Origin of the sequence: Pseudomonas sp. HLS-6, from assembly GCF_002753995.1 — a bacterium.
GTDB classification, from domain to species: domain Bacteria; phylum Pseudomonadota; class Gammaproteobacteria; order Pseudomonadales; family Pseudomonadaceae; genus Aquipseudomonas; species Aquipseudomonas defluvii.
Genome location: NZ_CP024478.1, coordinates 3,937,581 through 3,959,448 on the forward strand (window position 1 = coordinate 3,937,581; position 21,868 = coordinate 3,959,448).

At 61.6% G+C, this 21,868-nt stretch carries 22 protein-coding genes; 5 read left to right on the forward strand and 17 right to left on the reverse strand.

The annotated features are described in order from the left end of the window. Positions 1–307: 307 nt before the first annotated feature. Positions 308–3,784, forward strand: coding sequence for a PAS domain-containing hybrid sensor histidine kinase/response regulator (locus CS390_RS18425; protein ID WP_099775546.1), 3,477 nt, complete (start codon positions 308–310; stop codon positions 3,782–3,784). Here the strand turns inward: CS390_RS18425 and rmuC are convergent. Together rmuC and CS390_RS18435 are read right to left on the reverse strand one after the other, a co-directional pair. Then, complete coding sequence (gene rmuC / locus CS390_RS18430) at positions 3,756–5,144, reverse strand: DNA recombination protein RmuC (RefSeq protein WP_177442445.1); 1,389 nt, start codon at positions 5,142–5,144, stop codon at positions 3,756–3,758. The two genes, CS390_RS18425 and rmuC, sit on opposite strands and share 29 nt — an antisense overlap. 171 nt (positions 5,145–5,315) lie before the next feature. Further along, positions 5,316–5,744: a tetratricopeptide repeat protein gene (locus CS390_RS18435; protein WP_065760531.1), complete on the reverse strand. Its 429-nt coding sequence runs from the start codon at positions 5,742–5,744 to the stop codon at positions 5,316–5,318. 945 nt (positions 5,745–6,689) lie between these two features. Here CS390_RS18435 and CS390_RS18440 point away from each other — a divergent pair. The 3 genes from CS390_RS18440 to CS390_RS18450 all read left to right on the forward strand — a co-directional run bounded on the left by CS390_RS18440 (position 6,690) and on the right by CS390_RS18450 (position 9,069). Further along, positions 6,690–6,914, forward strand: a complete 225-nt coding sequence (locus tag CS390_RS18440; protein WP_099776760.1) for a hypothetical protein — start codon at positions 6,690–6,692, stop codon at positions 6,912–6,914. A gap of 268 nt (positions 6,915–7,182) precedes the next feature. Beyond that, entirely contained in the window at positions 7,183–7,665 is a 483-nt protein-coding gene (locus CS390_RS18445; RefSeq protein ID WP_065760530.1) for a hypothetical protein, read from the forward strand. 144 nt (positions 7,666–7,809) lie between these two features. Continuing rightward, positions 7,810–9,069 carry an OmpP1/FadL family transporter gene (locus CS390_RS18450; RefSeq protein ID WP_065760529.1) on the forward strand — a complete coding sequence of 420 codons (1,260 nt, stop codon included), beginning with the start codon at positions 7,810–7,812 and terminating at the stop codon, positions 9,067–9,069. 72 nt (positions 9,070–9,141) lie between these two features. On the opposite strand, the gene CS390_RS18455 is transcribed toward CS390_RS18450, so the two are convergent. Further along, a complete protein-coding gene (locus CS390_RS18455) occupies positions 9,142–10,077 on the reverse strand; it encodes a LysR family transcriptional regulator (protein ID WP_099775548.1) in 936 nt (311 codons plus the stop codon). Positions 10,078–10,188: 111 nt separating this feature from the next. On the opposite strand from CS390_RS18455, the gene CS390_RS18460 reads away from it, so the two are divergent. Continuing rightward, a complete protein-coding gene (locus tag CS390_RS18460) occupies positions 10,189–10,449 on the forward strand; it encodes a DUF2798 domain-containing protein (RefSeq protein WP_099775549.1) in 261 nt (86 codons plus the stop codon). Positions 10,450–10,454: 5 nt separating this feature from the next. Here the strand turns inward: CS390_RS18460 and CS390_RS18465 are convergent, their stop codons facing one another. The 14 genes from CS390_RS18465 to cobO form a co-directional block, all read right to left on the reverse strand. Then, entirely contained in the window at positions 10,455–11,006 is a 552-nt protein-coding gene (locus tag CS390_RS18465) for a glutathione peroxidase (protein WP_177442446.1), read from the reverse strand. Positions 11,007–11,048: 42 nt separating this feature from the next. Beyond that, entirely contained in the window at positions 11,049–11,171 is a 123-nt protein-coding gene (locus tag CS390_RS25420) for a hypothetical protein (RefSeq protein WP_256587517.1), read from the reverse strand. After that, entirely contained in the window at positions 11,168–12,376 is a 1,209-nt protein-coding gene (locus CS390_RS18470) for an MFS transporter (RefSeq protein ID WP_099775551.1), read from the reverse strand. Before CS390_RS18470 ends, CS390_RS25420 begins: the two co-directional genes overlap by 4 nt. A gap of 62 nt (positions 12,377–12,438) precedes the next feature. Beyond that, positions 12,439–12,843 (reverse strand): MarR family winged helix-turn-helix transcriptional regulator, encoded by a 405-nt coding sequence (locus CS390_RS18475; RefSeq protein WP_065760537.1) that lies wholly within the window; start codon positions 12,841–12,843, stop codon positions 12,439–12,441. Between the two features lie 86 nt (positions 12,844–12,929). Continuing rightward, positions 12,930–13,658 (reverse strand): adenosylcobinamide-GDP ribazoletransferase, encoded by a 729-nt coding sequence (locus CS390_RS18480; protein ID WP_099775552.1) that lies wholly within the window; start codon positions 13,656–13,658, stop codon positions 12,930–12,932. Then, on the reverse strand, positions 13,658–14,227 hold the full coding sequence (gene cobC, locus CS390_RS18485) for an alpha-ribazole phosphatase (RefSeq protein WP_099775553.1): 570 nt from the start codon (positions 14,225–14,227) through the stop codon (positions 13,658–13,660). The genes CS390_RS18480 and cobC overlap by 1 nt, the downstream gene beginning before the upstream one ends. Next, positions 14,224–15,279: a nicotinate-nucleotide--dimethylbenzimidazole phosphoribosyltransferase gene (gene cobT, locus CS390_RS18490; RefSeq protein WP_099775554.1), complete on the reverse strand. Its 1,056-nt coding sequence runs from the start codon at positions 15,277–15,279 to the stop codon at positions 14,224–14,226. The genes cobC and cobT overlap by 4 nt, the downstream gene beginning before the upstream one ends. Next, on the reverse strand, positions 15,276–15,797 hold the full coding sequence (gene cobU, locus CS390_RS18495; RefSeq protein ID WP_099775555.1) for a bifunctional adenosylcobinamide kinase/adenosylcobinamide-phosphate guanylyltransferase: 522 nt from the start codon (positions 15,795–15,797) through the stop codon (positions 15,276–15,278). Before cobU ends, cobT begins: the two co-directional genes overlap by 4 nt. A 1-nt stretch (position 15,798) precedes the next feature. Then, positions 15,799–17,253: a cobyric acid synthase gene (locus CS390_RS18500; RefSeq protein ID WP_099775556.1), complete on the reverse strand. Its 1,455-nt coding sequence runs from the start codon at positions 17,251–17,253 to the stop codon at positions 15,799–15,801. Beyond that, positions 17,250–18,242, reverse strand: coding sequence for a threonine-phosphate decarboxylase CobD (cobD, locus tag CS390_RS18505; protein ID WP_099775557.1), 993 nt, complete (start codon positions 18,240–18,242; stop codon positions 17,250–17,252). Before cobD ends, CS390_RS18500 begins: the two co-directional genes overlap by 4 nt. After that, positions 18,235–19,143, reverse strand: a complete 909-nt coding sequence (gene cbiB, locus CS390_RS18510; protein ID WP_065760520.1) for an adenosylcobinamide-phosphate synthase CbiB — start codon at positions 19,141–19,143, stop codon at positions 18,235–18,237. The genes cobD and cbiB overlap by 8 nt, the downstream gene beginning before the upstream one ends. Further along, positions 19,143–19,790, reverse strand: a complete 648-nt coding sequence (gene bluB, locus CS390_RS18515; protein ID WP_065760519.1) for a 5,6-dimethylbenzimidazole synthase — start codon at positions 19,788–19,790, stop codon at positions 19,143–19,145. Before bluB ends, cbiB begins: the two co-directional genes overlap by 1 nt. Beyond that, a complete protein-coding gene (locus tag CS390_RS18520; RefSeq protein ID WP_099775558.1) occupies positions 19,787–21,082 on the reverse strand; it encodes a cobyrinate a,c-diamide synthase in 1,296 nt (431 codons plus the stop codon). Before CS390_RS18520 ends, bluB begins: the two co-directional genes overlap by 4 nt. Continuing rightward, positions 21,079–21,690 (reverse strand): cob(I)yrinic acid a,c-diamide adenosyltransferase, encoded by a 612-nt coding sequence (cobO, locus tag CS390_RS18525; protein WP_099775559.1) that lies wholly within the window; start codon positions 21,688–21,690, stop codon positions 21,079–21,081. Before cobO ends, CS390_RS18520 begins: the two co-directional genes overlap by 4 nt. Positions 21,691–21,868 lie beyond the last annotated feature (178 nt).

The window sequence follows — 21,868 nt, forward strand, 5'->3', positions numbered from 1 at the left end:
TCCTCTGGTGAGGTAGAGCCCATGGTAGAGGCACCGTTAATATCTATAAAACGGGTAATTTCTCTAACTGTTATCTATTTTGCCGATACAACCTGATAATTCGTGGTGTGCTTCAGACCCCGGCATTGCGATGGCCTTCAATCTGCTGCCGCTCTCGGTGCAATGGATGGCACGCTGTGATGCCCCTGCGACGCTGCGCCACTGCTACCATGGTCGGCACTGACTAAGCACGAACGGCATGCCAGACTGATAGATCGAGGTATACCGTTAGGCTGGAGGTGTACTCCCCCTTTTCTTCGGAGTTGTCATGTCGCTGTCCAGTGGGCTGATCGCCTTGGTCGCCCTGGCCTATATGGCCATCATGTTCGCCATCGCTTTCTACGGCGACCGCCGCAGCAAGCCGCTGCCCCCGCGCCTGCGTGCCTGGGTGTACAGCCTTTCGCTGGCCGTGTACTGCAGCAGTTGGACATTCTTCGGTTCGGTCGGCCAGGCCGCCGAACAACTCTGGGCATTCCTGCCTATCTACCTCGGCCCGGTGCTGCTGATGCTGTTTGCACCCTGGGTGCTGCAGAAGATGGTGCTGATCAGCAAGCAGGAAAACATCACCTCGATTGCCGACTTCATCGCCGCCCGTTACGGCAAGTCGCAGGCACTGGCCGTGGTGGTCGCACTGATCTGCCTGGTGGGTGTGCTGCCGTACATCGCCTTGCAACTCAAAGGCATCGTATTGGGGGTCAACCTGCTGATAGGCGCAGGCGCCGACGCCACTGGCAGCCGAGTGCAGGACACCGCCCTGGTGGTCTCGCTGGTGCTGGCACTGTTCACCATCGTCTTCGGTACTCGCAGCCTGGATGTCACCGAACACCACCGTGGCATGGTGCTGGCCATTGCCTTTGAGTCGCTGGTCAAACTGCTGGCGTTTCTCGCCGTCGGCGCCTTCGTCACCTTCAACCTGTATGACGGCTTCGACGACCTGTTCAGCCAGGCACGATTGGCGCCCCGCCTGGAAACCTACTGGCAGGAAACCATCAATTGGCCGTCGATGGTGGTCCAGACCGGTGTGGCAATGATGGCGATCATCTGCCTGCCGCGGCAGTTCCATGTCACCGTGGTGGAAAACATCGACCCTCAGGACCTGCGCCTGGCGCGCTGGGTGTTTCCGGCCTACCTGATCCTCGCCGCACTGTTCGTAGTCCCGATAGCCCTGGCCGGGCAGATGATGCTGCCCGACTCGGTCATCCCCGACTCGTTCGTGATCAGCCTGCCGCTGGCCGAAGCCCACCCGGCCCTGGCGTTGCTGGCATTTATCGGTGGCGCATCGGCGGCTACCGGCATGGTGATCGTCGCCAGCGTGGCGCTGTCGACCATGGTCTCCAACGACATGCTGCTGCCGTGGCTGCTACGACGTAACAACGCCGAGCGCCCCTTTGAAGTATTCCGCCACTGGATGCTCTCGGTTCGCCGGGTATCGATCGTTGCGATCCTGCTGCTGGCCTATGTCAGCTACCGCCTGCTCGGTTCCACGGCAAGCCTGGCAACCATCGGCCAGATTGCTTTTGCCGCCATCACCCAACTGACCCCAGCCATGTTTGGTGCGCTGTACTGGAAACAGGCCAACCGCCGTGGTGTTTTTGCCGGCCTTGCAGCCGGTATTTTCATCTGGTTCTACACCTTGGTTCTGCCCATCGCCGCTCACAGCCTCGGCTGGTCGCTCAACCTGCTCCCAGGCTTGGCGTGGCTGCACAGCAACCCACTGAACCTGCCGATAACCCCGCTGACGCAGGGTGTGGTGTTGTCGCTGGCCGGTAACTTCACCCTGTTCGCCTGGGTGTCGATCCTCTCCCGCACACGGGTATCGGAGCACTGGCAGGCAGGCCGCTTCATCGGCCAGGAAACCAACGCCCGCCCGAGCAACCGCTCGCTGCTGGCAGTACAGATCAACGACCTGCTGAACCTGGCAGCCCGGTTTGTCGGCGAAGAGCGTGCGCGCCAAAGTTTCATCCGCTTCGCCTACCGCCAGGGCAAGGGCTTCAACCCTAATCAGAACGCCGACGGTGACTGGATCGAGCATACCGAACGACTGCTCGCAGGCGTGCTCGGAACCTCTTCGACCCGGGCCGTGGTCAAGGCGGCCATCGAAGGCCGCGACATGCAACTCGAAGATGTCGTGCGTATCGCCGACGAGGCTTCCGAGGTGCTGCAGTTCAACCGGGCACTCTTGCAGGGCGCCATCGAAAACATCAGCCAGGGCATCAGTGTGGTCGACCAGTCACTGCGCCTGGTGGCCTGGAACCGCCGTTATCTGGAACTGTTCAATTACCCGGACGGCTTGATCAGTGTCGGCCGGCCAATTGCCGACATCATTCGCTACAACGCCGAACGCGGCCTGTGCGGCCCCGGCGAGGCTCAGGTCCATGTTGCCCGACGCCTGCACTGGATGCGCCAGGGCCGTGCCCACACGTCCGAGCGCTTGTTCCCCAATGGCCGGGTCATCGAACTGATCGGCAACCCGATGCCGGGTGGCGGGTTCGTCATGAGTTTTACCGACATCACGCCGTTCCGCGAAGCCGAACAAGCCCTGAAGGATGCCAACGAGGGCCTCGAGCAGCGGGTTGCTGCGCGAACCCACGAACTGTCGCAACTGAACCTGGCCCTGACCGAAGCGAAAAGCCACGCCGAAGCCGCCAACCAGTCCAAGACCCGTTTCCTCGCGGCGGTCAGCCACGACCTGATGCAGCCACTGAACGCCGCCCGGCTGTTCTCCGCCGCGCTCTCCCACCAAGGCGACGGGCTGTCCACCGAGGCACAGCAACTGGTTCAGCATCTGGACAGTTCGCTGCGCTCCGCCGAAGAATTGATCAGCGACTTGCTGGACATCTCCCGCCTGGAAAACGGCAAGATCACCCCCGACGCCAAGCCGTTCGCCCTGAACGAGTTGTTCGATACCCTGGGCGCCGAGTTCAAGGTACTGGCCCGGGAACAGGGCCTGGACTTCCGCGTGCGCAGTAGTCGTTTACGGGTGCAAAGCGACATGAAACTGCTGCGGCGGATTCTGCAGAATTTCCTGACCAACGCCTTCCGCTACGGCAAGAGCCCGATCCTGCTTGGCGTAAGGCGTAGCCAGGACAACCTGTGGCTGGAAGTCTGGGACCGCGGCCCGGGCATCGCCAACGACAAGCTGCAGGTGATTTTCGAGGAATTCAAACGCCTGGACAGCCACCAGACCCGCGCAGAAAAAGGCCTCGGCCTGGGCTTGGCGATCGCTGACGGTCTCTGCCGCGTATTAGGCCATCCGCTGCAAGTGCACTCATGGCCCGGCAAAGGCAGCGTATTTCGGGTCTGCGTACCACTGGCCACGACGCCAGTCGCACCACCCGCGCCTGTTGCCGAACAAGCCGGACAACCCCTGGCGGGGATGCAGGTGCTGTGTGTCGACAACGAGGACAGCATCCTCATCGGCATGAACAGCCTGCTCAGCCGCTGGGGTTGCCAGGTCTGGACTGCGCGCAACCGCGACGAATGCGAGGCACTGCTGACCAAAGGGCTGCGCCCGCACTTGGCACTGGTGGACTACCACCTGGATGATGGCGAAACCGGTACCGAACTGATGGCCTGGTTACGTACACGCCTCGGCGAACCGGTACCGGGCGTGGTGATCAGTGCCGACGGTCGGAGCGAAATGGTTGCCCAAGTGCATGCCGCCGGCCTCGACTACCTGGCCAAGCCGGTCAAGCCGGCAGCGTTGCGCGCCTTGCTCAATCGACATCTGAGCCTGGTCCAGTAAGCACCTCGGCAGCCAGGCCATCGTTGTCGCTCAGTGCCCGTTCAAGCAGGTCGGCGGGCAGGCTCTTGCTGGCCCGGGCACCGAGCAGCTTGAGCTGCTCGCTGCGACTGATCAGGTTGCCGCGCCCCTCGCACAGCTTGTTGCGCGCCGCCGCATACGCCTTGTCGACCTGCTGCAGACGACTACCGAGCTCGTCCAGGTCCTGGATGAACAGCACAAACTTGTCGTAGAGCCAGCCTGCACGCTCGGCAATTTCCCGTGCGTTCTGGCTTTGCCGCTCCTGCTTCCAGAGGCTGTCGATTACGCGCAGGGTCGCCAGCAAGGTGGTCGGGCTGACGATCACGATCTGCCGATCAAAGGCTTCCTGGAACAAATTGGGTTCAGCCTGCAGCGCCGCCGAAAACGCCGCTTCAATGGGGACGAACAACAGCACAAAGTCGAGACTGTGCAACCCCTCAAGGCGGTTGTAGTCCTTACCGGATAACCCTTTGACGTGGTTGCGCAAGGACAGCACATGCTGCTTGAGCGCCGCTTGAGCGATCTCGTTGTCAGCCGCTGCCACATATTGCTGGTAGGCCGTGAGGCTGACCTTGGAGTCGACGACCACTTGTTTGTCGCCCGGCAACATGATCAACACATCGGGCTGGAAACGCTCGCCGTCAGCACTCTTGAGGCTGACCTGGGTCTGGTACTCACGCCCTTTTTCCAACCCTGCGTGCTCAAGTACCCGTTCAAGAATCAACTCGCCCCAGTTACCCTGGGTTTTCTGCCCCTTGAGCGCCTGCGTCAGGTTGGTAGCTTCGTCACTCAGGCGCAGGTTCAACTGCTGCAAACGCTCCAGCTCTTTTGCCAGGGAAAAGCGCTCGCGGGCCTCCTGTTGGTAGCTGTCTTCAACACGCTTCTCAAAGGCCTGGATTCGCTCCTTGAGCGGGTCGAGCAGTTGCCCCAGGTGCTGCTGGCTGGTCTGTGCGAAACGCTGCTCACGCTCGTCGAAGATCTTCGTGGCCATCTCGGCAAACTGGGCGCGCAGTTCATCACGCGAGCCCTGCAAGTCCTGCAGGCGCTGCTGATGGCTGTCCTGCTGCTCACGCAGCTCGGCAGCCAGCGCGGCACAGTGGGCATCCAGCCGGCGTAGCTCAGCCTCCTTGGCGGCGCGCTCAAGTTGCCAGGCATGAGCGGCATCGCTGGCGTTGTCACGTTCGATCTGCAGCAGTTCGAGCTCGCGTGCCTGTGCGGCCAGAGTCGCCTGCTTGGCGGCATTGGCCTGCCCCAGGTCACTGACCTCATCACGGCAGGCATCCAACTGCGCAACCAAGCCCTCTTGAGCCAGCTGAGCATTGCCCAGCCGCTCCTCAAGCAGCGCACTTTCAGCCTGACGAGCAGCCAAACGACGCTGCAACTGCAGGACCAGGCCCAAACAGGGCAACGCAGCCGCCAATACGCCCAGCAAAATACTGGTCAGATCCACCGCCATAGCTATCTCCCAAGGAAAAACTGCCCCAGCTTAACAGCCCCGGACAGCGCGCTGTATCTAGCGCTCGAGCAATTGCTTGAGCAGGCGTGCGGCCTCCTGCGAGCCCTGGCCTGCGGCCTGCTCCAGCCAGTGACGGGCCTGCTCAGGCGCGTTGAACTGAGGCTGGGCACAGAGTCGGCCATATTCCAACTGAGCACGGCGATCACCGGCACGGGCGGCCTGGCGCAAAAGTTCATGACCGATTCGTCGGTCGCGGGCATTACCACAATCGCGGCAGAGCATTTGCCCCAAGCGACTTTGAGCAACCACTACGCCTTGGCGAGCGGGCTGTTTGAGCAGACGACCCGCAATGTGCTTGATGTTGCGGTTATCACCCAGACGCGGGCTGTCGAGCAACCACAGGGCAACCTTCAGCGACAGGCGCCGTGGTTCGGGAAGCGGCATTTGGACAAGGCTGGACGCGGGGACTTTACTGCGAAACTTCATAAAAACGATGGAGGTAACTCGAGAGGCGCGCCACTCTACTCCTTTTCTTCAGTAATGGCTCAACCGGACTCGACAGTTTTTTTCGTCCGTTCGGCACATTTTTTCTTGACGCTTTCACAGGGACATTTCACACAAACCACCACCACCCCGGATTGTCAGACAGCAAGCAAAAAGCTGGAACGCCCGTCCTAGAGCAAGCGCTCGGGACAATCCACAGAAGCTGTGGATAACTCGGTGGACAACCCCCCTTCACACCCCGCAAAGCCCCATAGAATGTGGGCTTCAGTCAAACTGTCGATTTTTTCACCAGCTAAAAAAAGTGTTTTTTTTCATTGACTTGTCCCTGAGAGCGAGTCATTGGCCGGCCACCGAACACCTGTTGCATCGCTGCGACAGTGCGTGCTCCATGTGTGTACAACCGCCCTAAAGAAAGGCGACCCCCTGCACGGATTTGGCACAACGCCTGGCACAGAGGCTTCACAGGAGGCCCAAAAGCAGAGATACTGGCCGGCTCGCCAGAAACAAACCAATAGCGCTTGCCAAACCGAAGCCGGCACGGTAGTCTTGCCACCGTTAGTACCAAGCTGAAATTCAATTCTGGCCAAAGCGGTCCTTGCAGGCGATGCTCATCTCAAACGATAGCGCGCGCTGCTGAAACCAGGACCGGCCACCTGATGGTTTGCACACAAGTCTCTTTGTTCGCATGAACCAACCTGCAGATTGAGCAGTATTTCTCTCACCCAGCGTCCAAGAACCTTGACTCTGGCGTGTTGCCTGCCCTCTGAGTACCTACCAGTCAGCCCAAGCGCCACATGATAATGCGCTCCAAACTGGCTGCCCTGTTCCAGTCAGGTTCTTCGCACCGGCCTAAAGCCAGGCGTTACTGGAACGTTTAAAGCGTACACGGCTCCGTTGCCGTGTCTTTTGCAGGAACTTCCAATAATGATGAAACATAGCACCCATACTCAGGCTGCGATTCGCACCCTAAGCCAGGCATTTGCCCCCCTGAACTGCTTGATCCTTGCTTCACGCAAGGGCAGCTTCAGCTTCACCCTGGTCAATGAACACGGTATCGCTCAACACACCGAGCGACTGTACCCAGACCAGTACACCGGCGCCAAACCGCTGCAAGCGGTCATCGACCGCGCACGCCAGTCGCTGGTTGCGTAACCCGACGTTACGCAATACCCCCAAGCCCCGCCCTTGCAGCGGGGCTTTTTTTTGCTCGCTGCGCATACACCAACGATCACCCGCTAAGCACCCAAGTGCATATGCGCTATAACCAGGCACCAGAAACGATTTAAAAACAGCCCTTTACACCACGAATATGACACTACACTTCAACTCAAGCGGTACAGACCGCTTCCGGCGGGCCTGACCGATTCACCAGCTGCCAAGCACCAGCGCTCCGCCGGCCACTTTCAAGTGCGAGGGCATTATGGGTATCGCCGCGAGCGAGTTAAGCCAGCACGTGATCCGCCCCACGCTGCTCTATCTGAATCGCCATTGCGCCAGCGCAGAGGCACTGTTACTGGGCATAGCGGCCAGCCAATCCAGGCTTGGCGACGCCCTTCACGATCGTCGCGGCCACGGCCTGTATCGAATTTCCGAGCCGCGCCACCAATCGCTCTGGGACCGCTTCCTCGCCCGCGACCCCGAACTGGCCAGCCTGATCCGCGGCCTTGCCAGCCAGCATGCATTCCTCGCCGGACCTCACCTGGAACTGACAGTCAACTTACGCTATGCCACCGCTATCGCCTGGATGTTGATCGAAGAACAACGCCCACAATTGCCAGACGCCGATGACCTACTGGGCCTGGCACGTATCTGGCGCCAGATCTTCCAGCCCCAGGGCCGCCTGCGCGACTTCACCCAGGCATGGCACCTGTGCATCGACCCGGTACACCTTCAAGCCTGCTGAGAACCCCTTGCCATCGAAACGCAAAAAAAAGGAATTTTGGTCAGATTGTCCTACAAAAGCGCGCTATCTCCCGGGATATGCCCTATAGCGCGACGGACAAAATGTTGGTAGTTTGCGAGCCGGTGATCCCAAGGAGTTCTAATAATGAAAAAAGCAATACTCAAAACGTCGCTAGGTCTCGCTGTCACGCTCGCGTCCACTCAACTGTTCGCCAGCGGCTTTGCTCTTAACGAACAAAGCATCAGCAGCATGGGAACCGGCTTTGCGGGTCGCTCTTCTTCTGCCGATGATGCCAGCACCGTATTCGGTAACCCTGCCGGCATGTCGCGCCTCAAGCGCGAACAAGTGACCGTTGGCGGCGCCGCTGTCATCGCCAAGTCCGATATCGACGGCCGTAGCAACCTGGGCGGCACCAGCGACGGCGATATGGTGCCGGTGGTTGGCGTACCCATGGGGTACTACGTCAAGCCAATCGACGAGCACTGGAGTGTCGGCTTCGGCGTCTACGTACCGTTCGGCCTGGTGACTGACTACGAAAGCACCGCTGCCAGCCGCTACTACGGCAAGAAAAGCTACGTGGAAGTCATCACCTTCCAGCCAACCGTCAGCTATGCGTTCAACGACAAGGTTTCTATCGGTTTCGGCCCGACGATCAACAAGATCAAAGGCGAGCTGAGCTCCAACACGGTCAACCCGTTCACGCCGGGCAGCAACGATGGTGAAGTCAAGGTCAAGGGCGACGACACCGCCGTCGGCTACAACATCGGTGTCCTGGTTCAGGCTACCGACAACACGCGCCTCGGCCTGACCTACCACTCGATGGTCGATTACAAGCTTGAAGGCGACACCAAGATCAACAATGCCTTGATTGGCCCTTTCAGCGGCAACAAATACGACGCCGAACTGAAGATCAAGACACCAGAATCACTCGACTTCTCGCTCACCCATGAGCTGAACGATCAGTGGACCCTCTACGCCGGTAGCACCTGGACTCGCTGGAGCCGCCTTGAATCCATCATCATTAACAGCGATGTTCCTGCGCCGCTGACCGCTCGCTTCGGAACCATCACCGAAGAGCAGAACTGGCACGACACCTGGGCATACGCCATTGGTGCTGCGTACAAGCTGAACAAGGAGTGGACACTGCGAACCGGCTTTACCGTCGACCAGTCGCCAACCAACAACACCGACCGCTCGCCGCGCATCCCGACCGGCGACCGCAAAGTGTTCAGCCTGGGCGCTGGCTGGAGCCCGAACGACGACATGACCATCGACGTGGCTTATTCCTACCTGTGGGAAGAAGACGTCAATATCAACTTGAACAACCCAACCAAAGGCACCTACAACGCCAAGTACGAGAACAGCGCACACGGTGTGGGTGCATCGCTCACCTACCGCTTCTGATGTCATGCGCGCGGCGGGCTTCTGCCGCCCGTGCAAAACAAACGCCCCGACGAGTTCGGGGCGTTTGTGTTTCTAGGCCTGCCCTGCCGGCACCCGGTAGTCTTCCAGGGCCTGCTGCACATAGTCCATGAAGGCACGGACCTTGGGCGTCAAGGCAAAGCGGTCGGCTACGCACAGGTAGACGTCCATCGGCTCGGTCTGCGCGTAGGCCCGGCTCGCTTGAGAATATTTGAACAACGGCACCAACTCGCCACGCGCCAGGTAGGGACGCGCCACAAACTCGGCTAAACGTGTGATGCCGCCTCCTTGCGCCGCCATCTGCGCCAGCACATCAATATCGTCACTGATCAACACGTTGCCGAACTCGGCATCAAAGCGCAGCCCCTCACGCACAAAACCCCAAGGCAGGAAGCGCCCCTCGACCGGATAGCGGAATACCAGGCAACGGTGCTGCTTGAGCTCTTCCGGTGCACTTGGCCACCCGACCTCCGCCAGGTACGCCGGTGACGCACAACAGATGAAGGGCACCCGAGCGATATGCCGCGCGAGCAGGCCGTCTTCCAGTTGTGGGGTGATGCGAACACTGACATCCACCCCTTCCTGGGCATGGTTGACGCGCCTGTCGCTGGTGACAATCTCTATCGAAAGCCTGGGATAACGGGCACTGAACGCGGGAATCAGGCGGGCTAGCACATGGCGGGCAAAGGCTGAGGATGAGGCGATACACAAACGCCCGTGCGGCTCGGCATCCGGCGCAGTAATCGCCACCTGAGCATGCTCAAGGTCACGCTCGATGTGTTTGACCTTCTCGTAATAAACACTTCCGGCTGCGGTCAACGCCATACTGCGTGTGGTGCGCGACAACAGGCGCACCTGCAAGTGCTTCTCCAGCCGCGCAATGTTCTGGCTGACCGCTGCAGCACTGAGCCCCAAGGCACGAGCCCCTGCTGCGATGCTGCCGGCCTCGACCACTTTGATAAAGCTCTTGATGGAGCCCAACAGGTTCATGCTTGCGTCCGCTATTCGTAATTTTTTCTTTATAAAGACCTAAGCAGAAGGCGTCTACCTCACGCTGTTCAGGCTTGTTAGGCTGCCATCCATCCCCCACAAGGAGCCACCATGAACCCAGTCAACACCACCCGCCGCCTGAAGCTCGGCGTGCGCGCCACCCCTTATGTATTTGCGTTCTACATGTCAGGCATCATGGCCCTGCTGATGTGCTTCGTCATTACCGCCGCCAACAGCGGTATTCATGACGACTACCTCGGCCATGTGCTCAAGGCCTACCAACTGGCAATGCCGGTCGCATTCGCCTGCGTACTGGTGGTACGCCCGATCGTGATCAAGTTGGTAGCCCTGACGGTTCATGCTCCGCACTGAGACCCTCAGGGCTGTGAAGCGATGGCCTTGTCGATGGCCGCCTTGAATTGCGGGTCATCCGGCTTGGTCAGGCTGGAGAAACTGGCGACGACCTTACCCTGACGGTCCACAACATATTTATAGAAGTTCCACTTCGGCGCACTGCTCTGGCGTGCCAGCTCCTGGAACAGGTGCGTAGCATCGTCGCCACGTACGGCCTGCGGTTCGGTCATGGTGAAGGTGACGCCGTAGTTGGCATAACAGACCTTGGCCGTCTCGACACTGCTGGCAGCTTCCTGCTTGAAGTCATTGGACGGCACCCCGAGCATTTCCAGGCCTTGCTCGTGATAGGCCTGGTAAATCGCCTCAAGGCCTTCAAACTGTGGCGCAAAGCCGCAGTAGCTGGCGGTATTGACCACCACCAGCGGCTTGCCGGCAAACTGTTCACACAGGTTGATCTGCTCCTTGGCGCGCAACTTGGGCAGCTCACCTCGCAACAGTTCAGGGCATTGGCCGGCAACAGCCGATGCCCCGGAAACAAGCGTTAACAACGGAATCCACAACCAGCGTGTACGCATCATGCCTCTCCTGTGAATGCAGTCCGAGGGTTCAGAATACGCCTAGCAAGCGCCCATGCCCAATTGCATCAACGCCAACCCGCCCTGATGCCAGCCCCACCAGGCAAGCCCAAGCACCAACAGGCCGCCTGCCAGCGCAAGCCAGCGCAACGCCTGGGGGCTCACGCCGCCCCCACTTGCGCTTGCAGCCGCGCAACCGGACGTTCGCGCACAGGCCAGTTGAGCGCCGCAGCCAATAGGCTGAGCAGGATCGAGATCTGCCAGACCAGGTCATAGTTACCCGTACGGTCATACACCACACCGCCCAGCCAGCCCCCCAGAAACGCACCCAACTGGTGGAACAGGAAGACAATCCCACCCAGCATCGACAGGTTACGCACACCGAACAAGGTGGCGACGGTGCCATTGGTCAAGGGCACCGTGGACAGCCAGAGCAAGCCCATGGCGATACCAAACAAATAGGCACTGACGGCCGATACGGGCACCCAGATGAACAGCACAATCACGACGGCACGCAACAGGTAGAGTGCCGTCAGCAGGCGCGGCTTGGACATCCGGCCACCAAGCCAGCCGGCCGTGTAGGTACCGAAAATATTGAACAGGCCAACCAGCGCCAGCACCGTAGTGCCGATGGTGGCAGGCAGGTGCTGGTCAACCAGGTACGCCGGCAAGTGCACCCCGATAAACACCACCTGAAAACCGCAGACAAAAAAGCCCAGCGCCAACAGCCAGAACCCTGAGTGCGAACAGGCCTCGCGCAAGGCTTCGCTCAAGGTCTGCTCATCTGCGTGGCTCGGCAATGGACGGTCGCGCAGCATGCCCACCAGCGGCACGATCAATGCGACCAGCAGCCCCAGTACCAGCAATGCCGCTGACCAACCGAGCCAGCCAATCAGGCTCAGCGTTCCTGGCAGCATCGCAAACTGGCCAAACGAGCCAGCAGCACTGGCAATACCCATGGCCACACTGCGCTTCTCTGCGGGTACCGCACGGCCCACGACCCCAAGGATCACTGAGAACGAGGTGCCTGACAGGCCAATGCCAATCAACAGACCAGCGCTGAGTGATAACGACAGGGGCGAATCGGCCATCCCCATCATGAGCAGGCCGACGGCATACAGAACCCCGCCGATAATCACTACTCGAGCGGCGCCCAGGCGGTCAGCCAGGGCGCCGGCAAAGGGCTGCGCCAGGCCCCAGATGAGGTTCTGCAGGGCGATGGCAAAGGCAAACACCTCGCGCCCCCAGCCGAACTCGGCGCTCATTGGCGCCAGAAACAGGCCAAAACCGTGTCGCACACCGAGCGATAACGCCAAAATCAGGGCTGCGCCCAAGAGTATCCAGCCGCTCGTTCGCCATACCGTGGTCATTATTATTGTCTCCTGACTGCCGCAAGGTTACGCGGGTATATACCCGCGTTTAGGGTCATGTTTCACGCCAATTGCTTCAGCAAGCGCACCAGTTCGTCACGCTGCGCTTCGCCCAACGCCGCCAGCATCTTCAACTGCGCCTGCTCCCAGGCAGGCTCAGCAGCCGACAGCCGCGCCTTGCCCTGCTCGGTGAGCAGTACCAGGCGATTACGCAAGTCATCACCCTCAGCCAGCGCCACCAGGCCATCGGCCTCCAGCACCCGCAGGTTGCGCCCCAAGGTGCTGCGGTCCAGGCCCATGGCTTCGGCCAGGCTGGAGATGCTCGGACGGTCGAGGCGCTGCAAGTGCCGCAACAAGGAAAATTGGGCAACATTGATGCCGAAGCCTTCAAGGGCTTCGTCATAACGGCGGCTCACCCCTCGGGCAGCGCGACGCAAGTGGGTACAGAGGCATTGGCTGGTCAACATGGTACGTGTATATACCCGCATCGGCTTCAACACAAGCATTAACGCAGAACATCGCGCGATCACAGGCCAACGGCAGGCGGCAATCGCTACAACGCCAAGCCGACCAGTACCGCCAACTCAAGCAGCTCCAGCAAGGCGCCAGCCGTGTCACCCGTGGTGCCGCCCAATCGGCGCACCATCAGGCTGCGCAGCCAAAAGAACACAACACAGGCCAGCAACAGTGCCTGCACACCCTGCCAGCCAGCGAGCAGCACACAGGCCACGCCACTGAGCACCAAGACGATGTACCCGCTGCGCCGCGGCAGATGCTCGGCCAAGGCCTGGCCCAGCCCGCCAGCGCGTACATAAGGCGTACAGAGGAACAACCCAAGCATGGCCGCACGCCCGATTAGAGGCGCCAGCAGCAACGCCATGCTCTGCCCGGCCTGAACCAGCGCCAGCAACGCCGTGAACTTCAACAACAACACCAGAACCAGGGTAACCACGGCAATTGGCCCGCTGCGCGGGTCTTTCATGATCGTCAGGGTTCGTTCACGATCACCAAAGCCACCCAGCCAGGCGTCAGCACTGTCAGCCAACCCGTCCAGGTGCAACGCGCCACTGAGCAACACCCAGAGCGTCAGCAGCAGCGCAGCATGCAGCAGCAACGGGCTTGCGGCCAGCAGGCTGTCAAAGGCCCACAGCAGCACGCCGAACAATAGCCCCACCACGGGGTAGAACAGCAATGAACGCCCCATTTGCTCGGCAGCCGGCATGCCCGGCAGACGCACCGGCAGGCTGCTGAGGAACTGCAAGGCAATCCAGAAGGGCAACATCAGCGGGCCTCTTGCCATTGTCCATCGGCATCCAGCACCAGTCGCACCAGCGCCCCGTGCCCGACCTCGACCTGCAACAACTGCTCACGTGGTAACCCTCTGGCACGCGCCAGCAACAGCCGCATCACCCCACCGTGGGTGACCAGCAACAGGTGCTCGCCCAGATATCGCTGCTGCAAGCGCGCCAAGGCACGCAGCACTCGGGCCTCAAACCCTGCAACCGGCTCGCCACCGGGTGGGGTAAACGCATAGGGATCAGCCCAGAACTGACCCAGTTCCTGCGCATGGGTTTCCATCAACGCAGCCGCGCTGCGCCCCTCCCACTCACCAAAGTGCAGCTCCTGCAACTCTGGCTCCAGCTCACATGGCACGCCCAGTTGCCCGGACAGGGCCTCGGCAAAGCGTGCACAACGCTGCAGTGGCGAACTGATCAGCCGTTGCCACGGTGCGCGGCTGGCGGTCGCCGCGCGCATCTGCGCCCATCCCTGATCTGTCAGGGCGTCATCAAGGCTGCCACGCAAGCCGCCCCCCTGTTCGGTTTCGCCATGACGCAGCAGGTCAATGATCATGCCGGACGATCCGCAACGGCGGCCTCGGCAAAGGTCGCCATCTGCCCATGCAGCTCACAGGCAAGACGCAGCAGCGGCACCGCCAACGCAGCACCACTGCCCTCTCCCAACCGCAAACCGAGTTCCAGCACCGGTTCGGCATCCAGCTGCGCCAATACCAGGCGATGACCTGGCTCGGCACCACGGTGCCCGAACAGCAGCCAGCAGTGGGCCTGCGGGTTCAGACGAACCGCCAGCAATGCGGCGACTGTGCAGATGAATCCATCGACCAGCACGGCGATACCTTCCTGAGCGCAGGCCAGGTAAGCACCCACCAACGCGGCGATCTCAAAACCGCCGAAGCAGAGCAGAACCTGCAGAGGGTCATTACCGGAAACGGCATGCTGTTTCAGGGCCCGCTCAATCACTTCGGCCTTGTGCCGCACACCTGCCGCATCCAGACCGGTTCCTGGGCCGCTGAGGTCGCTGGCCGCACACCCGAGCAACGCACATGCCAGGGCACTCGCGGCGGTGGTGTTGCCAATGCCCATTTCACCGCCAATAAACAACTGCGCGCCGTTCGCAGCAGCCCGCAAAACGCTTTCACGCCCAGCCTGCAAGGCCTGCAAGCCCTGCTCAAGCGTCATCGCCGGCGCCTTGGCGAAGTTGGCAGTCCCCGCGCCAATACGCACATGTCGCACGCCCGGCAAGTCGTCTTGCAGGGTGGCTGTACCGAGGTCGACCACCTCCAGACGCGCGTCCAGCTGGCGCGCCAGAACGCTGATCGCCGCACCACCGCTGACGAAGTTCTGCAACATTTGGGCAGTGACGGCCTGCGGATACGCAGAGATGCCTTCCGCGACAACGCCATGATCCCCCGCGAAGATCGTGATCCAGACCTGTGCCAAGTCAGGCTTGAGCCGCCCTTGCAGGCTGGCCAACTGCACCGCAAATCCCTCCAGACGGCCCAGCGAGCCCGCCGGTTTGGTCAATTGTTGCTGTCGCTCCAGTGCTTGCTGGTGGATCGCTTCATCCGGTGCCTGGCAGGGGTTCTGCCACCAGTTCTGACTCATAGTGCAGGTCCTTTCAAAACAAGGGGCAAGCCGGCAACAGTCAGCACCACACGCTGACAGCGCTCGGCAATGGCTTGATGCAGCCAGCCGGCTTCATCGACATAACGGCGGGTCAGTTCGCCCATGGGCACAATCCCCAGGCCAGTCTCATTGCTCACCAGAATGATCTCGCCCGGCAGGTTGGGCAGACAGTCAAGCAACGCGTTGCGCTCATCGTTCAAGCGCTGCGCGTCTTCAAGCATGAGCAGGTTGGTCAGCCAGAGGGTCAGGCAGTCCACCAACAGGCAACGCCCGGGCGCTGCGTTGTCGATCAAGGTTCGGGCCAGCGCCAGAGGCTCTTCAATCAGCCCCCATTCAGCAGGCCGACGCTCGCGGTGCAGTTGCACCCGAGCATTCATTTCGCCATCCAGCGGCTCGCTGGTGGCAATGTAGGTCACCGGCAAGGAGCTGTGCTGCGCCCGTTGTTCAGCCAGGCGGCTCTTGCCAGAGCGGGCACCACCGAGGATCAGGTTGAGCATGTCAGTCAAGCCCACACAATTGTCGTAACCGAGAGGTATCCAGATGCCTGTCGACCAGGTCGGCCAGGCGCTCGATGTCCAGTTCACGCAGGGCGTGATAGTCGACCTGTTCAACGTCGTCCAAGCCTGCCCAGCGCAACAGTGCGCTGCAGGAAGCGGGCGACTCGAACAAGCCGTGCAGGTAGGTACAGAGGATCTGCCCGTCGGCACTGATCGCACCATCATGGCGACCATCGCTCAAGTACACGGCGGGCTGCTCCAGTGCCGGGCCACGGCTGACCCCGGCATGGATTTCGTAGCCGCTGATCGCCGCGGCTTCCAGGGACAACTGACCGGCGACATTGCGCAACTGCTTCTCAGCTTCCAGTTCGGTGACAAAGTCCAGCAAGCCCAGGCCCAGGCTGGAACCGGCGGTACCTTCCAGGCCCAGCGGGTCGTCCACCCGCTGACCGAGCATCTGCAAGCCGCCACAGATGCCCAATACTTTCCCGCCGTAGCGCAAATGACGCGCGATAGCCGCTTCCCAGCCACGCTCACGCAATTGCGCCAGGTCGCCGCGCACGCTCTTGGAGCCCGGCAGGATAATCAGGTCGGCAGGCGGAATCGCCTGGCCGGGGCCGATGAACTGCAGGTCTACCTGCGGGTGCAGGCGCAACGGGTCGAAATCGGTGTGGTTACTGATACGCGGCAACACCGGGACAATCACCTTGAGTACCTGCGCGACCTTGTCGCCCTGACGCTGATCGAGACCGTCCTCGGCCTCCAGGTGCAGGTCCATCACATAGGGCAACACACCCAACACCGGCTTGCCGGTGCGCGCTTCCAGCCAATCGAGGCCAGGCTGAAGCAGGGCGATGTCACCACGAAAACGGTTGATCACAAAGCCTTTGACTCGCGCCTGCTCCGTTGGCGACAGCAGTTCCAGGGTGCCGACCAGGTGCGCAAATACCCCACCCCGGTTGATGTCGGCGATCAGGATCACCGGGCAATCCACCGCCTCGGCAAAGCCCATATTGGCAATATCGCCGGCACGCAGGTTGATTTCCGCCGGCGAGCCCGCCCCCTCGACCATCACCACGGGATACGTCTCGCTGAGCCGCCGATGCGATGCCAACACCGCCTGCATGGCGATGGCCTTGTAGTCGTGATACGCCACGGCGTTCATGTTGGTGACAGCACGCCCATGGACGATGACCTGGGCACCGGTATCACTGTTCGGTTTGAGCAGCACCGGGTTCATGTCGGTGTGCGGCGCCAGGCCTGCAGCCTGGGCCTGTACAGCCTGGGCTCGACCAATCTCGCCACCGTCGGCGGTTACCGCGCTGTTGAGCGCCATGTTCTGCGGCTTGAACGGTACGACGCCAACCCCCTGGCGTACCAGCCAGCGGCATAACGCGGTCACCAGGGTGCTCTTGCCAGCATCCGAGGTGGTGCCTTGCACCATCAGGGTCGTCATGGCTGCTCCTTGCAGTAGTCATTCAACGCGAGGCTCAAGCGCTGCCAATCGTCTTCCGTATCGGGCAAACCAAACCGCAAGCTGGCCGGTTGCTCGAACAAGCGCAGCAAAATACCGCGTCGTGCCATGAACTCATGGATGTGGGCCGCCCGCTCAGTCACCAGGTACTGGAACAGGTCACAACCACCACTGGGCGGCAAGCCGACCGCCTCCAGCAAAAGGGCCAGGCGCCGGCTCGCATCGGCACAACGCTTGATCTGCACTTGATGAGCAGCCCGGTCCTGCAGGCAGGCCTGCCCCAGCACACGGGTTGGCCCACTGACCGCCCACGGCCCGAGCTGCTCAGCCAGCAGTTGCAGCATTTGCCGCTCGGCCACGACAAACCCCAAACGCACCCCGGCAAGCCCGAAGAACTTGCCGAACGAACGCAACACAATCAGGCCGGGGCGATCCGCGTAAGCCGCAATGCTCTGCGCGGGGGTGTTGTCCATAAACGCCTCGTCAACCAGCAACCAGCCACCATGCTGGGCCAGGCGCGCATGCCAGTTCAGCAGCTGCTCTGGCGACACGACGCGCCCGGTCGGGTTGTTGGGGTTGACCACCACCAGTACATCAAGGCTGTCGAGGTAGTGTTCGATCTGCGTCTCGTCCAGCTCACGCACCCGGTGCCCGGCACGCCGCCAGCCCTCGGCATGTTCGGCGTAACACGGCGACAGCACGCCGACCTTGCCAGTACGCCGCAGGCGCGGCAGCGCCTGAATAGCCGCCTGGGAACCCGCGACCGGCAGCAGGCGCTTGACGCCATAGTATTCGGCGGCAGCCTGCTCCAGGCCATCGTCGGTCTCCGGCAGCCGTGCCCAGGCCCGCAACGGAATCGGCGGGACACTGAATGGCCAGGGCGCGATGCCACTGGACAGGTCAAGCCAGCACTCCTGAGCAATACCGTACTGCTGGATCGCCCGCTGCAGGCGCCCTCCGTGTTCAAGCATAGAATTCTGCTCCCAGGCACAACACCAGCAACCACAACCAGACACCACGGCACACCAGTTGCCAGCCACGCTCGATAGCGTCGGCATCGGCTGCAGGGCCCTCGCCCAACTGAGCTCGCTCATGCAGTTCGCCATGGTAGACCGCCGCGCCACCCAACTCGACACCCAGCGCGCCGGCCCCGGATGCCATCACCGGCCCGGCGTTCGGGCTGTCCCATTGCGGCGCCTGGCGACGCCAGCAGCGCAAGGCCAGGCGAGTCTTGCCCAGCACGGCATAGGTCAGGGCCACCAACCGAGCAGGAATATAATTGAGTACATCGTCAATGCGCGCCGCCGCCCAACCGAAGCGCTCAAAACGCTCGTTGCGATAGCCCCACATGGCATCCAGGGTGTTGCTCAGCCGATAGAGCACCACTCCCGGCGCACCGGCGACGACAAACCAGAACAAGGCGGCAAACACGGCATCGCTGCCATTTTCCAACACCGACTCGGTAGCCGCCCGGGCGACGGCCGTCTCGTCCAGTTCACGGGTCTCGCGACTGACCAGAAAACCGACCCGACGCCGTGCCTCGTCAAGGTTGCCTTGGCGCAAGGCATCGGCCACGGGCATGACATGCTCGCCGAGACTGCGCAGCCCCAAGGCACAATAGAGGGCGAGGATCTCCACCCCCCATCCGATGTAGGGCAACCAGGACAACAGCGTAGCCGCCAGGGTCAGTGGTACCACAGCAAGAAACCAGGCCGTGACACCATGGCTGCGCCAGCCACGCCCACCCGCATTGAAACGCTGTTCCAGGCGCGAGGCGAAGCGCCCGAAAGCGACCAGCGGATGGCGGCGCTTTGGCTCACCCAGCAGCGCATCCAGCGCCACACCGGCCACGCTCAGCAAAGCCACACTCATCAACGCTCTCCCCAATGGTTTTCATACAGCATGTCATCGAGCGGACGCGCCTTGGTCCAGCCTTCCAGTTCAAGCATTGGCGCAGGATAAAATGCCGCCACCGGCCCCAGGCAGAGCACGGCCAACGGCTTGGCCCCTTCGGGCATGCCCAGCAAATCCGCCAGTGCCTGTGGCTCGAACAACGATACCCAGCCCATCCCCAGCCCTTCGGCCCGCGCCGCCAACCAGAGGTTCTGGATAGCGCAGGAGAGTGACGCCAGGTCCATTTCCGGCAGCGTACGGCGACCGAAAATATGCCCCTCGCGCTTATCCATCAATGCCGCCACCAACACCTCGGCACAGTCGCTGATGCCTTCGACCTTGAGTTTCATGAAGTCGTCGGCACGCTCGCCAAGCGCTTCGGCCGTGCGCACCCGCTCCTGCTCCACGACCACCTGGATACGCTGACGCAAGCTGCGGTCAGTAATACGGATAAAGCGCCAGGGTTGCATCAAGCCAACGCTGGGGGCCTGGTGCGCAGCCTGAAGCAGGCGCGCCAGAAGCTCAGGTGCCACCTTGCCGCCGATGAAGTGACGCATGTCACGGCGCTCGGCAATCACGCGGTACACCGCTGCCCGTTCGTCCGCGCTGAAATCGTGTTCGCTCATGGTGCCAGTAGCGCCGCCGACGCGTGGGGGTTGGAAGGAAAATAGAAATGCACATAGGAGGCGGTCAGCCGCCCACAGCGATAGACCGCTTCGGCTCCACGCCCACCATTGGGGCTCTGCCCGCGAGCAATCGGGGTCAACTCGGTCTGGGTCAACGAATGGTGGTAGGTGTGCCCGCGCAAGGTGCCTTCCGGCAATGCCACCGCTTGCAACGCCAGCGCCGCCAAGCGCTTTTGCATCACGGCCTCACCGGGCAACAGGCCGAGCAACTCGGCACGCTCACCCGCCACATCAGTGAGGGCATCCAGCAGGTAGAGCATGCCACCGCACTCGGCCAACAGCGGCTTGCCCAATTGATGATGGGTACGAATGGCCGTCAGCATGGGTCTGTTGGCCGCCAGGGCCTGATGGTGCAGTTCAGGGTAGCCGCCCGGCAAATAGAGGCTGTCGGCCTCCGGTAACTGTTCGTCATGCAGCGGCGAGAAAAAGCTCAGTTGCGCGCCCATGTCGCGGAGCACATCGAGGTTGGCGCCATAGGTAAAGGCAAACGCCTCATCACGGGCCACTGCGATGCGGACACCGGCCAACAAAGGCTCAACCGTGTGCGGTTGGGGGGCTGAAAATGCCACGCTTGGTGGCAACGCCGATTCGCAACTTCCCCCCAGCGCCGCGGCGGCCGCATCAAGGCGAAGGTCGAGGTCGTTCAGTTCACTGGCCTGAACCAGCCCCAGGTGACGGCTTGGCAACTCGATGGCGGTTTCCCGTGACAGGCCGCCATACCAGCGCAGCCCCTCGGTGAGGCTACCCTCCAGCAGTTGTGCGTGGCGCAATGAACCGACGCGGTTGGCCAGTACGCCAGCAAATGGCAGGTCTGGCTGATAGCGTGCCAGGCCCAACGCCAGCGCACCGAAGGTTTGCGCCATGGCTGTACCGTCGATCACCGCCAGCACCGGCACACCAAAGTGCCGAGCCAGATCGGCACTGGATGGCGTACCGTCAAACAGGCCCATGACGCCCTCGATAAGAATCACATCGGCTTCAGCCGCTGCTTCCCACAGCAAGCGTCGGCTCTGCTCGGCGCCAATCATCCACAGGTCCAGCTGGTAGACCGGGGCGCCGCTTGCACGCTCAAGGATCATCGGATCGAGAAAGTCCGGGCCACATTTGAACACCCGCACCTTGCGACCCTGGTTGCGGTGCAGCCGCGCCAGCGCCGCAGTGACCGTGGTCTTGCCCTGACCGGACGCCGGCGCCGCAATCAATACTGCCGGGCAATGCCGGGTTTCACTCATAGTTCGACGCCTTTCTGGGCACGAATACCGGCCTGAAACGCATGCTTGATCATGCCCATCTCAGTGACGGTATCGGCCAGTTCGATCAGCTCCGGCTTGGCACCGCGACCGGTAACGATCACATGCTGCATCGGTGGCCGGGCCTGCAGGTCGGTGAGCACCTGTTCCAGGTCGAGGTAGCCATGTTTGAGTGCGATGTTCAGTTCATCGAGCACCACCAGGCTGATGGTCGGATCCTGTAGCAACTCGCGCGTCACCACCCAGGCGGCTTCAGCCGCGGCAATGTCACGCTGCCGGTCCTGGGTTTCCCAGGTAAACCCCTCGCCCATCACGTGATAACGCACCTGCTCGGGAAAACGCCGGAAGAACAGTTCTTCTCCGGTGCTATTGCGGCCCTTGATGAACTGCACCACGCCGCACTGCATGCCGTGGCCCATGGCGCGGGCAAGCATGCCGAACGCCGAACTGCTCTTGCCCTTGCCATTGCCGCTCAATACCAGCAGCAAGCCGCACTCGTTCGGGGAATTGGCAATACGCTCGTCGATCACCGCTTTTTTACGCAGCATGCGCGCCAAGTGGCGTTCGTCACGCTCGGTGGATTCAGTCATCGCTAGTCTCCGCAGGCAACTGTCGGCCGGGCACCACAGGCCATCGTCAGCAACGACGACCGGCACGGGCTGGGGTTTGGAAAGGCCACTGGGCGGCGCGACAGATGAATGGACAAAGCACACGAAAAACGCGCAGGGCTGCGGCCAGAGGCCGGCGTACCGCGCATCACCCTCCGTG

Excerpts from the sequence above, each read along its gene's own strand:
- CS390_RS18425 (WP_099775546.1), top strand. The coding sequence starts at position 308 with ATGTCGCTGTCCAGTGGGCTGATCGCCTTGGTCGCCCTGGCCTATATG.
- CS390_RS18435 (WP_065760531.1), bottom strand. The coding sequence starts at position 5,744 with ATGAAGTTTCGCAGTAAAGTCCCCGCGTCCAGCCTTGTCCAAATGCCG.
- CS390_RS18440 (WP_099776760.1), top strand. The coding sequence starts at position 6,690 with ATGAAACATAGCACCCATACTCAGGCTGCGATTCGCACCCTAAGCCAG.
- CS390_RS18445 (WP_065760530.1), top strand. The coding sequence starts at position 7,183 with ATGGGTATCGCCGCGAGCGAGTTAAGCCAGCACGTGATCCGCCCCACG.
- CS390_RS18450 (WP_065760529.1), top strand. The coding sequence starts at position 7,810 with ATGAAAAAAGCAATACTCAAAACGTCGCTAGGTCTCGCTGTCACGCTC.
- CS390_RS18455 (WP_099775548.1), bottom strand. The coding sequence starts at position 10,077 with ATGAACCTGTTGGGCTCCATCAAGAGCTTTATCAAAGTGGTCGAGGCC.
- CS390_RS18460 (WP_099775549.1), top strand. The coding sequence starts at position 10,189 with ATGAACCCAGTCAACACCACCCGCCGCCTGAAGCTCGGCGTGCGCGCC.
- CS390_RS18465 (WP_177442446.1), bottom strand. The coding sequence starts at position 11,006 with ATGCGTACACGCTGGTTGTGGATTCCGTTGTTAACGCTTGTTTCCGGG.
- CS390_RS18470 (WP_099775551.1), bottom strand. The coding sequence starts at position 12,376 with ATGACCACGGTATGGCGAACGAGCGGCTGGATACTCTTGGGCGCAGCC.
- CS390_RS18475 (WP_065760537.1), bottom strand. The coding sequence starts at position 12,843 with ATGTTGACCAGCCAATGCCTCTGTACCCACTTGCGTCGCGCTGCCCGA.
- CS390_RS18480 (WP_099775552.1), bottom strand. The coding sequence starts at position 13,658 with ATGTTGCCCTTCTGGATTGCCTTGCAGTTCCTCAGCAGCCTGCCGGTG.
- cobC (WP_099775553.1), bottom strand. The coding sequence starts at position 14,227 with ATGATCATTGACCTGCTGCGTCATGGCGAAACCGAACAGGGGGGCGGC.
- cobT (WP_099775554.1), bottom strand. The coding sequence starts at position 15,279 with ATGAGTCAGAACTGGTGGCAGAACCCCTGCCAGGCACCGGATGAAGCG.
- cobU (WP_099775555.1), bottom strand. The coding sequence starts at position 15,797 with ATGCTCAACCTGATCCTCGGTGGTGCCCGCTCTGGCAAGAGCCGCCTG.
- CS390_RS18500 (WP_099775556.1), bottom strand. The coding sequence starts at position 17,253 with ATGACGACCCTGATGGTGCAAGGCACCACCTCGGATGCTGGCAAGAGC.
- cobD (WP_099775557.1), bottom strand. The coding sequence starts at position 18,242 with ATGCTTGAACACGGAGGGCGCCTGCAGCGGGCGATCCAGCAGTACGGT.
- cbiB (WP_065760520.1), bottom strand. The coding sequence starts at position 19,143 with ATGAGTGTGGCTTTGCTGAGCGTGGCCGGTGTGGCGCTGGATGCGCTG.
- bluB (WP_065760519.1), bottom strand. The coding sequence starts at position 19,790 with ATGAGCGAACACGATTTCAGCGCGGACGAACGGGCAGCGGTGTACCGC.
- CS390_RS18520 (WP_099775558.1), bottom strand. The coding sequence starts at position 21,082 with ATGAGTGAAACCCGGCATTGCCCGGCAGTATTGATTGCGGCGCCGGCG.
- cobO (WP_099775559.1), bottom strand. The coding sequence starts at position 21,690 with ATGACTGAATCCACCGAGCGTGACGAACGCCACTTGGCGCGCATGCTG.